This window comes from Spirosoma pollinicola, from assembly GCF_002831565.1.
GTDB lineage: Bacteria > Bacteroidota > Bacteroidia > Cytophagales > Spirosomataceae > Spirosoma > Spirosoma pollinicola.
Genome location: NZ_CP025096.1, coordinates 6012331 through 6025253, shown reverse-complemented (window position 1 = coordinate 6025253; position 12923 = coordinate 6012331). Strand labels below are relative to the sequence as shown.

The window sequence follows — 12923 nt, the reverse complement described above, 5'->3', positions numbered from 1 at the left end:
CTGAGGCTAATGTCTGACCAAGATTTTAATGAGATTTAAGGGATTTTCAAGATTACTGCCACTGCAATATTTTCATGAGTTTAATTTCAGTAATTCTGAAAATTCTTTAAATCTTGTTGAAATCCCGGTTACAGCGTCCGTTTCACTTCCTTAAATTCGAAGCTTTCGATTACGTCACCAACTTCGATGTCGTTGAAGTTTTTGATGCTCAAGCCGCATTCGTAGCCAAACTTCACTTCACTAACATCTTCCTTGAAGCGTTTCAGGGCACTGATTTCGCCCGTATGCACCACAATGAAGTCACGAATAATCCGGATTTTGTTATTCCGTTTGATATTTCCTTCCGTTACATAGCAACCTGCTACCGTACCGATTTTGCTTATCTTAAATACGTCGCGTACTTCAATGTTACCAACAATGATTTCTTCGACAGTCGGAGCCAGGAGCCCTTCCATAGCGTCTTTCACTTCGTTGATCGCATCGTAAATAATCGAGTAGAGACGAATTTCTATCTGTTCCTGTTCGGCCAGTTTCCGGGCACTTGCCGATGGCCTCACCTGGAAACCAACGATAACAGCGTCAGACGCTGAGGCCAGCAACACATCCGATTCAGAAATTTGCCCAACAGCTTTGTGAATGATATTCACCTGAACCTCTCCGGTCGAGAGGTTTAGAAGAGAATCTGACAGAGCTTCTACCGAACCATCCACGTCACCTTTCACAATTACATTCAACTCTTTGAACGTACCGATAGCCTTCCGGCGACCAATTTCTTCGAGTGTAATGTGTTTGCGGGTACGCAATGTTTGTTCACGCAGAAGTTGCTCACGTTTGTTTGCGATTTCGCGGGCCTCACGGTCCGTTTCCATCACGTTGAACTTATCACCTGCTTGTGGTGCACCCGGCAAACCAAGAATCTGTACCGGTGTTGATGGGCCAGCTTCTTTAATCCGCTCACCCCGGTCATTTGTCATGGCCCGGATACGGCCGTAGTGGGCACCTACCAGCATAATGTCACCCTGGCGAAGCGTTCCGTTCTCAACCAGAACGGTCGAAACGTAACCACGACCTTTATCCAGCGAGGCTTCAATAACAGTACCTAAGGCCCGACGTGATGGATTGGCTTTCAGTTCAAGCAGTTCAGCTTCAAGCAGAACTTTCTCGAGAAGATCATCGACGCCTAAACCAGATTTAGACGAAATTTCCTGTGCCTGGTACTTACCACCCCACTCTTCAACGAGCATGTTCATCGACGCCAGTTCTGCCCGAATTTTTTCGGTATCAGCCCCTGGTTTGTCCACTTTCGAGAAAGCAAAGACGATTGGTACACCAGCAACTTGTGCATGGTTGATGGCTTCACGCGTTTGTGGCATGATGCTGTCATCCGCAGCAATTACGATAATAACGACGTCCGTTACTTTGGCACCCCGTGCACGCATGGCTGTAAAGGCTTCGTGACCCGGTGTATCCAGGAACGTAATCATACGATTATCGCTATTTTTCACGCTATAAGCACCAATGTGCTGCGTAATACCCCCTGCTTCACCAGCCGCAACTTTCGCCCGACGGATGTAATCAAGTAACGATGTTTTACCATGGTCAACGTGACCCATAATGGTCACAATTGGAGCACGAGACTGTAAGTCATCTGGTTCGTCAGCTTCAACATCAATACTGGCTTCGGTTTCATCTTCAGCCGATATAAATTGTACGTCATAACCAAATTCGTCGGCAATAACCGTAATCGCTTCAGCGTCTAAACGTTGGTTGATAGACACGAACATACCCAGGTTCAAACAAACCGAGATAACTTCATTGATCGACACATCCATCAGCGATGCCAGATCGTTAGCAGATACGAACTCGGTAACTTTCAGGATTTTTGCTTCCAGTTCCTCCTGTTCGTTCATCAAACGGCGATCATCCTCGCGTTGACTCCGGCGATCACGACGGCGATCGGCACCACGGTTTGGCGTGTTACCGCGCATCCGGGCATTCGTCTGCTGAATCGACTTCTGAACGTCTGCCTGTGTTGGCGCTTCACGACGACCACCACCGCCACGGTTAGCGTTGTTGCCCGTTCCGCCCCGGTTGGCATTGTTTCCCGTTCCACCCCGGTTAGCATTATTACCAGCTCCAGCAGGACGGTTGTTTGTATTGGTATTGGCTGTTCCACCCCGGTTAGCATTATTGCCTCCCTGGTTTTGGCCGGTACCGGTACCACCTGTGCGGTTAGCTGGCGTTGCCGTCCGATCGCCCTGGCCCTGTCCTTGTGGACGGTTACCATCACGTGGTGCTGTAGACCGGTCGCCAGTTGCTGGCGTGCGGTCACCTTGTGGACGATCACCCTGAGTACGGTTTGCTGGCCCCCGATCACCCTCGCGAGGTGGACGATTACCGGCCTGACCCTGACCCTGTGGCTGACCACCACCCTGATTTGGCTGATTAGGATTGCTGCCGCCTTCGCGACCACCGCGAATACGTTTGCGTTTTCCTTTTTTATCGGCATTGTTGCCGCCACCACCCTGACGTGGGTTGCTAACAGGCAACTCAATTTTACCAAGAATTTTCAAGCCACCTAATTGGTGACTACCGGCTGCGCGAATCGTTTCAGTAGTAGCATCAGGCTCATCGGCGGTTACCGGTTTAGCTGGCTGAGACTCTGGTTTCGGCTGATTGGCAGGCCGCTGATTGCCATTCCGGTTTTCCTGTGGCTTCCCTTGCGCTGCCGGTTTCGGCGTTTCCTGCCGAACTGGAGCGGGGGCAGCTGGCTGTTCCGTAACTGCTTTGGGCAGATCCTGAGCAGGTTTCGATTCAGCTACAACCGGTTTAGGAGCCTCCTTAGGCGTTGTATCCACCTTAGCAACAGGAGCTGGTGCCTCTACGCTAACCGGAGCTGCAACAGCCGGAGTTGAAACAGGTTTTGCTTCAACAGGCGGAGTTTGAACTGGCTTTGGCGTTTCGACAGCAACTGGCGCAGATGGTGCTACAGCAACTGGTTGTACTACTGGTGCAACAGGTGGCTGAGGAGCCACTGGCTTAGGTGTTTCTACTGCTACCGGTGGCGCTACAGGAGCGGGCGGTGCAACAGGTGGTGCCACTACAGCCGGTTTCACATCCTGTGGCACCGGAGCTTTCGCTTGCGGTGCCGGTTGTGCATGAACAGGCTTTGCGTTCAAATCAATTTTACCCAACACTTTCAGCCCTGGCAAACCGGTCTGAGCGGTTTGTACGGCTGGTTGCGACTCAACAGGAGCCGGTTTAGGTAGATCAGCCGGAGCTGATTCTGGTTTGTTTTCGACAATTGGACGTCTCGCATCATCACGACGGTACAAAACGACATCCTCCTCCTGACGACGCGGTGGCTCGGCGGCTACAACAGGCTGTTCAGCCCGGCGAGTTCCGTTCAGGAGTTCCGTAGATTTATACTCCTTCGCTAACACCTCCAACTGTTCTGTGTTGATTTTGGTGTTAGGATTAATCTCAACCTTAAACCCTTTGGCAGACAGACTACTCGCAACAGAGGACAAGCCTTTGTTGAGAATTTTTGCCACTTGGCTCAGGCGCATTGACTTTTCTTCTGCCATACTTCGGTTTATATTCGGCAAATTTAATAGTTGTTGGTATGGTATTAACACCAGTTCCAACAATAAAAATCCCTCATTCTGATAATGAAGGGTGAAAAGTTAAGAATGAAGAATAAATGATCGTACAAGTATTCTTCATTCTTAACTTTTTCATTAGTTAACTTACTCAAACTCCTGCTTAAGGATATTCAGAATCTCTTCGACGGTATCTTCTTCAAGATCGGTTCGGCGAACAAGTTCTTCCTTGTTCAGAGCCAGCACACTTTTGGCCGTGTCGAGGCCAACTTTGCGAAGTTCCTGGATCATCCATTCGTCAATCTCATCGGAGAATTCCATGAGGTCAACGTCTTCATCGTCTTCCTGGCCTTCGTTATCGCGGAACACGTCAATTTCCATGTCCACTAATCGACCTGCCAGTTTAATATTCTGACCACCTTTACCAATAGCCAGTGATACCTGGTCGGGCTTCAGGAAAACCGACACGCGCTTTGTTTCGCGGTCAATCTGCATAGAACTGATTTTGGCGGGGCTAAGTGCCCGGCTGATCAGTAGTTCGAGGTTTTCGGTATAGTTGATAACGTCGATATTCTCGTTGCCAAGTTCACGCACGATACCGTGTATCCGCGAGCCTTTCATACCTACGCAGGCGCCAACAGGATCAATGCGATCGTCGTAGGATTCAACGGCAACTTTCGCCCGCTCGCCCGGTTCCCGGACAATCTTGCGAATAGAAATCAGGCCATCATAAATTTCCGGCACTTCAATCTCAAAAAGTCGTTCCAGAAAGACTGGTGAGGTACGGGACAGCACAATTTTAGGCGTGCCATTCAACATCTCTACCCGGGTAATAACAGCTTTCACTGCTTCACCTTTACGGTAACGATCTTTCGAAATCTGCTCGGTACGTGGCAGGCTCAGTTCGTTGCCTTCGCTATCGACAAGGATGATTTCATGCTTCAATAATTGGTACACTTCGGCACCAACCAAATCGCCTACCTGATCTTTATATTTTTGATAAAGGAGCTCTTTCTCCATGTCCTTTATCTTCTGAATGAGCGTCTGGCGAGCCGTTTGCACAACCCGGCGACCAAAATCATCCAGCTTTACTTCTTCGGCAACCTGTTCGCCAACTTCAAAGTCGTCCTGAATTTTACGGGCTTCAGCGAGTGGGATTTTATCGTAATCCCAAATATCCTCGGAGTTGTCGTCTACAATTTCGCGTGTACGCCACATCTCAAGATCGCCACTTTCGGCGTTAATGATAACGTCAAAATTTTCGTCGGTCCCGTATTTTTTACGAATCATTGTCCGGAAGACTTCTTCCAGAATAGCGATCATGGTGGGCCGGTCAATATTTTTCGACCGGGCAAAATCAGCAAACGATTCGATTAATAGTCCACTGGTCATTTTCGTGTTTGTCAAGAGCGATTCGTGGTTAGTTGACAGTTTAGGTGTTGGTTATTTTACCGACAACCGCGTGAGTGGCCTCGTATTAACTAACCGCAAACCACTTATTTAAATGATACTTCTACTTGTGCTTTCTTTATCTGCTCGAACAGAATCGGTGTGGGACCAGCAGGTGGAACCTCAACAGACAAATCAACTTCCTTTTTCTTTTTACTCTTCGATTGCTTTTCAGCTTCGACATCCAGCACGATATGATCGTCGGACACAGACTCCAGCCAACCTTTGCGGGTATTGCCGTCAATAAGGGTAACAATCAATTGTCTTCCTACATTACGAACAAACTGACGCGGAAACGTCAATGGATAATCGACACCGGGCGATGAAACTTCGAGTGTAAAGGCAGAATCTCCGAAAAAATTCATCTCATCCATCTCCCCACCCAGCCTACGGCTAACATCGGCACAGTCATCAATTCTGATGCCCGTGTCGCTGTCCAATAAAATAGTGACCTTAAGTCGGCCACCTTGCCTTCCAGCTACTTGAATATCAACGATATACAATTCACCATCTTTCAGGTAAGGCTGTAGTAATTCAGTAATTTTCGCTTTGTCGTCCATAGGGTAAGGCTAACAAAAAAGGGAGTGCGACTCCCTTTTTTGATCAATGCCATATGGTTTTTGTGCCACAAAGGTAATATGTTTCTGCTTGCATCGCAAGCCCTCGTCTAGGCTCAATTGAAGGCTTTCCGATCATTATGCCTTATTTTTGGCTCTCAAATAATATTTGGTCTCGCTCAATAACGACTATATGGCGCTCAGAATACGAGTCAGACAGTTTATTACTTACTTTTTCCGGTCGTTACTGTGGTCAATAAATTTGTTACTGGTTATATATACGTGCCTCGCTTACTGGCTACTGTATAGTTTACAGATCGAGCATTGGTCGGCCAGTATGGTGATGATCACATTACCCATTGCCTGGGTGCTGAATTTCATTGTGGTTTGCTTGTGGCTGGTGGCAAGACCCTGGCGGAGTTGGCTGTCAGGCATTGTTCTGATGATCGGATTGATCATGTTTGGCTCCCGAACATTTGTTTGGCATACACCCGTTGAGTTGGCGAGTAAAGGCAAGTCCATCAAAATATTCAGTTATAATGTTCAGTCTTTCGATATGAACGATTCATGGGCGATGTATAGTAGTTCACCCCGCATTCGGCGTACCGAAAACTTTGTGCTGCGATATGATGCCCCTATCAAATGTTTTCAGGAATTTTTCAACTCAACCTCTATTCCAGATTACGATATTATCAAACGATTTCGTCAGGCGGGTTACCGTTATTCCGTTTTTCTGCATCCAGAAATGACGCAAACATCTGATGGTAATGTGGGGGCTGTTATTTTTTCTATTTATCCCATTATTAAATCCGGACGCGAACCATTTGGTGCTCAAAACGGGATTTTGTGGGCAGATATAAAAATAGATAATGACACGATCCGAGTGATCAACGTTCATCTTCAATCAATGGGTATTCGGGTAGGGAAGGTCTTGAAGCAAAAAGGTATAAAAGCGGTTCAACGCGAAACACGTGGCGTATTGGGAGCCTTGCACACTGGCTTTACAGACCGTAAAGAACAGGAGCTGATCGTTGAACAGTACATACATGAGAGTCCATTCCCGGTTATCGTGACTGGCGACCATAACGATACGCCCTATAGTGTGGTGTATGAGCGAATGCGTCGACTATTACCAAACAGTTTTGAAGACGCTGGCCGCGGCTTTGGCTTCACCTATAACCGACTGCCGGGCTTTATACGCATCGACCATCAATTTTATAGTCCGAAATTTACTGTGTTAAATTTCGAAACCCTAAATTACATTGGCTATTCTGACCACTATCCAATTGTAGGGACGTATCTTTTAAAGTAACAGGAGCGAATTTTGTTATTGACTGATACTGGCATTTACACGTGTATGTTATTATTGACAGCATGTGCTGTCGCATAGATCATGCTAGGTCAGCGAATGCTGGCTTTATAAAAAGCACGGGTGAATACCTGCGCTAACTGCCCCTTCCACTAGTCCAATTATGGGTGCGCATTTACCCAGGATTCTCCATCGGTAAACACTTCTTTTTTCCAGATAGGAACGGTTTGTTTGATAGTGTCGATGATATATCGGCAAGCCTCAAAAGCGGCAGCTCTGTGGGGCGTTGCTACGCCAATCAACACGGCGATTTCGCCAATTTGTAATGTTCCTTTCCGGTGGATTATGATGTAGCGGAGAATGGGCCACTGCTGCTGGGCATCATCCGCAATTTTTTGCATTTCGCTAATGGCCATGCGGTCATAAGCTTCGTACTCGAGCCGGTCAACCGGGCGCTCCTGTGTGTTGTCACGAACAACACCAAGGAAAAAATCAATAGCACCCGCCTGCTCCGATTGAAGAAAAGTCAGGGCAGCGGCAACGTCAATGGGTTCAGAAGTTAGGGCAATCATAGATGAATGGGCAAAAAAAATTAGCCTCCGCTAACAGGTGGGATAAGGGCTATTTCGTCGTGATGGGCAAGTAGTTGTTCGGGTTCGGCATATTCGCCATTCACGGCTATCAAAAGTGAGCGAATCTCCGCCAGAGGAGGATAATTCTGATGCAGTTGACTAAGTAAATCGCCAACGCTGGCCCCTTCGCTGAGGGGCACTGATACCGTCGACTGACCCGTCAGGTCGCGGGTAATACCAAATAAAAGTACCGAAACAGATGAATCCATGAACAAGAACAAGGCAGTTTGATAAAGCAATAAGCTACCGGCAGAACATAACAAGGCCTAATTGAAGTTCGCTACCATTTAACAAAAAACTGTGTCACAGCGCTGACGCCAGTGACACAGTTTTTTGGTTGCGTTCTCAAGATGACCCCTACTTCGAATTATCTATTTTTCGTTCGGCCTTCTTCATCTTGCGGTCGGCTTTGTTGAGGGCCTTGTTTGTTCCGTCTTTAACATCTTCTTTGGTGTTCTTCGCGGCATCTGAAATTTTATCACCGGCTTTATCGGCCTCACGGCCTACTTTCCGACCAGCAGCCTTTGTCGTTTCTTTAGCCTGGTGGGCTGTTTCTTTGGCGTTTTGTTTGGTATCCTGAGCAGATACAATGGCTACTGAGAACAAAAACGCAGTGGCCAACATCATTAATTTTTTCATGGTTGTTGAGTTGATTTCTGATCGAAATAACCCGTAACACAACCAATTGTTTCGTTCTGCTTAACCCTTTTGTACCAACGATCCAGCTCGTACAACTGGTTAACCATTCACATTAATCCTTATGTTTAAACACTTTTACCTGATACACATACTCCTGCATGCGCTTGATTTGCTGTTTGCGAGACAGGTTTGCCAGCACATTTTTACGATTCAATCGTAGCGGTTGCCCTTTGAGTGAGTCGGCTGGAATATTGTTGAGTGCTTCGAGTAAGTAATTGGTTTTCACGGCAAAACTCACACCTTCCGAAGTAGTCTGTTTACCACTAATAATGCCAATTACGTTGCCTTTTTCATCGAGGAGCGGACCGCCGGAGTTACCGGGGTTTACACCAATAGCCACTTGGTAGGCCGTTGAATCGCCCCGATACCCTGTGCCTGAACTGAGGTAACCTTCACCATACACAATTTCTTCGCGCGGGTAGCCAAGGGTATATACACGCTCGCCAAGGTCAGATGGGCGAGCGTCGAAACTGTAAGGTACCGGGGGCATCGACCGGAATGCACTGTCATCGCAAAGTTGTAGAAAGGCCAAATCATGCGCCTTGTCGGTATACACGACCCGTGCTTTATAAACCTCGCCTTTTGTGCTTTGTACGTATACCGAATCGGCATCGCGCACGATGTGATTATTGGTTACAAGGTAGCCATCGCCAGTGAGCAAAAAGCCAGAGCCTGCCACCTGAGCCGGATTATTGCTAAGGCCCCGGCCCCGACCATTATAATCGTTCAATAGCTTACGCTGTGACGATTTTACAGCCTGAATTTCTTTACTTAACTGGCTGTATTGCTGTTCCTGCTGGTGGCTTTGTTGGTATGACCGATAGAGAAAAATAGAACCGAAAGTGGTAATAATAGCTGCCGAAGCCGCCACAGCAAGTGTGGTGCGATACATATGCCAGAGTGATCGAACCTGAGCCGCTGGTTCAGACCGATATGTCTCTGCATCATGCCGCATAACGGTCATATCCGTACGCGCCTGTACTGCCTCTAGCTGCTGCTTGAACCGAATTCGTTCGCCATATGCTTGCAGCGCGTTTTCGATGTTCTTTTCTTCGTTCGTTTCCATCTCAGTAGTGCCAACTCTCCAGCGTTGGCGAAAACCTTATAGCTAAGCCAACTCTGGAGAGTTGGTGTTAGGCTTTATATTCCGAAAAGAACAATCGCTTTAATCGCATCAGGCACTTGTACTTTTGCGTTTTGGCGTTATCGGCATTGGTGTATCCGAACTTTTCGGTAATGTCCTGCATACTTAAATGCTGGATATAAAAATCGTCCAGCAAGGTTCGGCAGGGTTCGCCAAGCCGGGTGAGCGATTCAGCCATCAAATCAAACTGGCGATCACGTTCTTCATGGTCCGTTAAATCGTCGTCAATCTGACCGGCAACAAATTCATCCGTAGCAGGCATTTCTACATCGCGCACCATGTACCGGCTACGTTGTGCTAATTGCTTGAGCCACAGCCGCCTTCCTACCGAATAAAGGTAGGTTTTCAATTGACAGTGTAATTCCAGCGAACCACTCCTCACTTTCTCATATAACACAATTAATGCTTCCTGATAAATATCCTTGGCATCGTCTTCATTACCACTGTTGCTGGTTACGAAGTGAAGTACCATCGGAAAATACCGTCGGTATAATTGTGTCAACGCGTCGTCGGAGCCATCGGCCAAACCCATCAGCAACTCTTCATCAGTTAATATGGGCGACCTACTTTCCTTCATTGAGTTGAGTCATTACTTAATACAGAAACGTTTGAGACGTAACCCAAAAAAAAATAAAAAAACTTGGGTTACCTTTCTCTCTATAGGGTATTAACAGTGACATTAATTATTTATCACTAAACAAAAACATTCCCAAAAATATGAAAGCAATCACGAAATCCGCCTTCTTTTTCATGGCTATGATCGCCCTGGCTACGTCTTGCAGCTCGAAGAAGACCGAAACCACCGAAACGACGACCACCACGACAGCGGATTCTGCTTCGACGATGGCTACCGATTCGACGATGGCTACGGATTCTGCTTCGACGATGTCTGCTGATAGCGCGAAGTAATTTTTGCTAAGGCACAACTGCCGGTAAACCTTACCGACACCGCTATAAACGTTTGAAAGCCCTCTGACGAGTCAGGGGGCTTTTATTTTTGTTTGATGTAGGATAAATTACATTAACAATTCCTTCAACAAATTCATTTCGCCTGTAGGTGCTGCTCTATCGTAAAGGATATTGTAAACGGCATTGGTGATGGGCATATTGACATTGAACCGGCTATTGACTTCATAAATGCTTTTCACGGCATAGTACCCTTCGGCAATCATGTTCATTTCGGCTTGCGCCGACTGAATCGTATAGCCCCGACCAATGAGCGTTCCGAATGTGCGGTTACGGCTAAACGGCGAATAAGCCGTAACCAATAAATCGCCTAAATAGGCTGATCCACTTAAATCGCGATGTTTTGGATAGATGGCATCGACAAATCGTTTGATCTCCTGCATGGCATTCGATACCAGAACTGCCTGAAAATTATCGCCATAACCCAGTCCCCGTGTTATACCGCAGGCCAGGGCAATAATGTTTTTCATAACGGCACTATACTCGATACCATAAATGTCATCGACAGGGGTTGTTTGCACGAATCGGCATCGTAACAAATCGGCTACATCTTTGGCACAATCCGGACTTTGGGAAGCAATGGTGAGGTAAGAATGTTTTTCAAGAGCCACCTCTTCGGCGTGGCAGGGACCGGCAATAACGGCCATTCGCTCTACAGGAACCTGATATTGCTCGCTAACCCAGTCAGTAACCAGTTGATTAGCGCCCGGAATCATACCCTTAATGGCCGAAACAACTGATTTTCCGCCGAAGTCAGCTGGTTTAAGTCCTATTAGCGCGTCGCTTACGAAAGCCGCCGGAACGGCCAAAATGATGTAGTCACTATCCTTAAACGAATCCCGGATTTTGGTACAGACCTTTACCTTTCGCGTATTAATCTGTACATCACTGAGGTAGCTTGGGTTATGTCCGAACTTTTTGATCTGATCGGCATCGGACTTTTTTCGAAGCCACCACTTAACACTAACGTTGTTTTCGGAGAGGATTTTGACAAGAGCAGTGGCCCAGCTTCCTCCCCCCACCATCGTCAGTCGAATGGGTTGATTTACTTTCATGGGGTAAAGAAAAGAAGAAAGCAGGAAAGGAAGCTAACCAAACCTATAAGGTTTTTTGAAACCTTATAGGTTTTAAAAACCTACTCCTCTTTCTCTTCATCCTTCTTTTTAACTTTGTTCGGATCGCGTTTAACGACGAGTTCACCGTTTTTGAGCTTCTTCGAGACAGCAATGAATGGCCCCGAAATAATTTGTTCACCAGGTTTTAGCCCCGATAAGATTTCAATATTTTCGAAGTCGCTGATACCCGTTTTCACTTCCCGCTGGGTCGCCTTTCCGCCTACGTTTACAAAAACGATTTCTTTAGGTTTGTCTTTCTTTTCCGCTACATCTGCTGGCTGCTCGTTAACCGTACCGTTTGAAATTTCCTTAGCCTTGCCCGTATCAATGGCCGATGAATCGGCGGCACGGGTCGTTACAGCAGCAATCGGAACAGCAAGTACGCCCGCCTTCCGGTCGGTAATGATCTCGACAGAGGCCGTCATACCCGGCTTGAAGGGATAGCCCTTTTTGTCTTTTATAGCTAATAGATCAGCATATGAGCTGTTGAGAATTTTAACTTTTATCTCAAATTCCGTAACGGCATCGGCCGATAGAGACGCGGCTGCCCCCGACGAACTTGTTAGGCCATTAGCCGTATTGGCAATTTCATACACAACCCCTTTAAATTTCCGTCCGGCTGTCGTGTATGAATCAACTTCAATATCAGCGGTATCGCCAAGGTTAACGCGCACAATATCATTCTCGTTGACATTGACGCGAACTTCCATGTTTTGCAGATTGGCGATGCGCATAATTTCTGTACCCGCCATTTGCGATGTACCCACTACACGTTCGCCCAATTCAATATTCAGTTTTGACACAGTGCCATTAACGGGGCAGTAGATTGTCGTTTTACGAAGGTTTTCATTCGCATCGCGTAAGCTGGCTTCGGCACTCTGGATGTTGAATTTCGACGCATTCACATTTGCGTTTGCCGCTTCAACTTCCTGTTTAGCAACATTATAGTTGGCTTCGCTGGTTTCCAGATCGGCAGACGAAACGACTTTGTCGGCAAACAATTTACGATTTCGTTCGTAGTCGGCTTTTGCACGTATCAGACGTGCATTCGATTGCGCTACCGATGCTTTTGATTGCTCTAACTGTGCCCGACTCTGGTTAACAGCGGCCCGAGCCCGTGCCAGTAACGACTCGTAGTTATCAGGCCGGATACGGCAAAGAAGTTGACCAGCCTTAACGGGGTCACCTTCGTTAACGTACAGACCAATAATTTCGCCCGAAACGTCGGGGCTGATTTTCACTTCAACCTGGGGTTGCACACGCCCAGATGCACTAACGCGTTCGGTAATGTCAAGCCGTTTGACCGACGCAAAATCAACTTCCGTTGATTTCGGTTTGCCAAGCATGCCTGCTTGTTTTGCAGCTACTAATCCTCCTACGAGCAGGACGACTAGTCCACCCAATATCCACCAAATGCGATTTGACTTCTTCTTCATAATTGTGAAAGAGC

Annotated in this window: 12 protein-coding genes; 2 read left to right on the top strand and 10 right to left on the bottom strand. The window is 47.1% G+C overall.

Annotated features, from left to right (window positions below; translation table 11 throughout):
• Positions 1 to 128: 128 nt before the first annotated feature.
• From infB to CWM47_RS25295, 3 genes are all read right to left on the bottom strand, one after another.
• Complete coding sequence (infB, locus tag CWM47_RS25305; RefSeq protein WP_100991117.1) at positions 129 to 3587, bottom strand: translation initiation factor IF-2; 3459 nt, start codon at positions 3585 to 3587, stop codon at positions 129 to 131.
• A 162-nt stretch (positions 3588 to 3749) separates the two neighbouring features.
• Complete coding sequence (gene nusA, locus CWM47_RS25300; protein WP_100991115.1) at positions 3750 to 4994, bottom strand: transcription termination factor NusA; 1245 nt, start codon at positions 4992 to 4994, stop codon at positions 3750 to 3752.
• A gap of 104 nt (positions 4995 to 5098) precedes the next feature.
• Positions 5099 to 5611 (bottom strand): ribosome maturation factor RimP, encoded by a 513-nt coding sequence (locus tag CWM47_RS25295; RefSeq protein WP_100991113.1) that lies wholly within the window; start codon positions 5609 to 5611, stop codon positions 5099 to 5101.
• Positions 5612 to 5801: 190 nt separating this feature from the next.
• Between CWM47_RS25295 and CWM47_RS25290 the strand changes: the two genes are divergently transcribed.
• Positions 5802 to 6920 carry an endonuclease/exonuclease/phosphatase family protein gene (locus CWM47_RS25290; protein WP_100991111.1) on the top strand — a complete coding sequence of 373 codons (1119 nt, stop codon included), beginning with the start codon at positions 5802 to 5804 and terminating at the stop codon, positions 6918 to 6920.
• A gap of 158 nt (positions 6921 to 7078) precedes the next feature.
• Here the strand turns inward: CWM47_RS25290 and CWM47_RS25285 are convergent, their stop codons facing one another.
• The 5 genes from CWM47_RS25285 to CWM47_RS25265 all read right to left on the bottom strand — a co-directional run bounded on the left by CWM47_RS25285 (position 7079) and on the right by CWM47_RS25265 (position 9969).
• Positions 7079 to 7489: a molybdenum cofactor biosynthesis protein MoaE gene (locus CWM47_RS25285; protein ID WP_100991109.1), complete on the bottom strand. Its 411-nt coding sequence runs from the start codon at positions 7487 to 7489 to the stop codon at positions 7079 to 7081.
• A gap of 20 nt (positions 7490 to 7509) precedes the next feature.
• Positions 7510 to 7758 (bottom strand): MoaD/ThiS family protein, encoded by a 249-nt coding sequence (locus CWM47_RS25280; RefSeq protein WP_100991107.1) that lies wholly within the window; start codon positions 7756 to 7758, stop codon positions 7510 to 7512.
• Between the two features lie 148 nt (positions 7759 to 7906).
• A complete protein-coding gene (locus tag CWM47_RS25275) occupies positions 7907 to 8188 on the bottom strand; it encodes a hypothetical protein (protein WP_100991105.1) in 282 nt (93 codons plus the stop codon).
• 112 nt (positions 8189 to 8300) lie between these two features.
• A complete protein-coding gene (locus CWM47_RS25270; protein ID WP_100991103.1) occupies positions 8301 to 9314 on the bottom strand; it encodes a S1C family serine protease in 1014 nt (337 codons plus the stop codon).
• Positions 9315 to 9381: 67 nt separating this feature from the next.
• Positions 9382 to 9969: an RNA polymerase sigma factor gene (locus tag CWM47_RS25265; protein WP_100991101.1), complete on the bottom strand. Its 588-nt coding sequence runs from the start codon at positions 9967 to 9969 to the stop codon at positions 9382 to 9384.
• A 173-nt stretch (positions 9970 to 10142) separates the two neighbouring features.
• Between CWM47_RS25265 and CWM47_RS38960 the strand changes: the two genes are divergently transcribed.
• The gene (locus tag CWM47_RS38960; RefSeq protein WP_206170541.1) at positions 10143 to 10301 is read left to right on the top strand and encodes a hypothetical protein; all 159 of its coding nucleotides are present in this window, start codon (positions 10143 to 10145) and stop codon (positions 10299 to 10301) included.
• Positions 10302 to 10408: 107 nt separating this feature from the next.
• On the opposite strand, the gene CWM47_RS25255 is transcribed toward CWM47_RS38960, so the two are convergent.
• Positions 10409 to 11413: an NAD(P)H-dependent glycerol-3-phosphate dehydrogenase gene (locus tag CWM47_RS25255; RefSeq protein ID WP_100991097.1), complete on the bottom strand. Its 1005-nt coding sequence runs from the start codon at positions 11411 to 11413 to the stop codon at positions 10409 to 10411.
• Between the two features lie 80 nt (positions 11414 to 11493).
• Positions 11494 to 12909, bottom strand: coding sequence for an efflux RND transporter periplasmic adaptor subunit (locus tag CWM47_RS25250; RefSeq protein ID WP_100991095.1), 1416 nt, complete (start codon positions 12907 to 12909; stop codon positions 11494 to 11496).
• Between the last annotated feature and the right edge of the window lie 14 nt (positions 12910 to 12923).

Bases quoted from the DNA above. Each gene is read 5' to 3' on its own strand.
- CWM47_RS25275 (WP_100991105.1), bottom strand. From the start codon at position 8,188: ATGAAAAAATTAATGATGTTGGCCACTGCGTTTTTGTTCTCAGTAGCC.
- CWM47_RS25255 (WP_100991097.1), bottom strand. From the start codon at position 11,413: ATGAAAGTAAATCAACCCATTCGACTGACGATGGTGGGGGGAGGAAGC.
- CWM47_RS25270 (WP_100991103.1), bottom strand. From the start codon at position 9,314: ATGGAAACGAACGAAGAAAAGAACATCGAAAACGCGCTGCAAGCATAT.
- CWM47_RS25285 (WP_100991109.1), bottom strand. From the start codon at position 7,489: ATGATTGCCCTAACTTCTGAACCCATTGACGTTGCCGCTGCCCTGACT.
- CWM47_RS25280 (WP_100991107.1), bottom strand. From the start codon at position 7,758: ATGGATTCATCTGTTTCGGTACTTTTATTTGGTATTACCCGCGACCTG.
- CWM47_RS25265 (WP_100991101.1), bottom strand. From the start codon at position 9,969: ATGAAGGAAAGTAGGTCGCCCATATTAACTGATGAAGAGTTGCTGATG.
- CWM47_RS25250 (WP_100991095.1), bottom strand. From the start codon at position 12,909: ATGAAGAAGAAGTCAAATCGCATTTGGTGGATATTGGGTGGACTAGTC.
- nusA (WP_100991115.1), bottom strand. From the start codon at position 4,994: ATGACCAGTGGACTATTAATCGAATCGTTTGCTGATTTTGCCCGGTCG.
- infB (WP_100991117.1), bottom strand. From the start codon at position 3,587: ATGGCAGAAGAAAAGTCAATGCGCCTGAGCCAAGTGGCAAAAATTCTC.
- CWM47_RS25290 (WP_100991111.1), top strand. From the start codon at position 5,802: ATGGCGCTCAGAATACGAGTCAGACAGTTTATTACTTACTTTTTCCGG.
- CWM47_RS38960 (WP_206170541.1), top strand. From the start codon at position 10,143: ATGGCTATGATCGCCCTGGCTACGTCTTGCAGCTCGAAGAAGACCGAA.
- CWM47_RS25295 (WP_100991113.1), bottom strand. From the start codon at position 5,611: ATGGACGACAAAGCGAAAATTACTGAATTACTACAGCCTTACCTGAAA.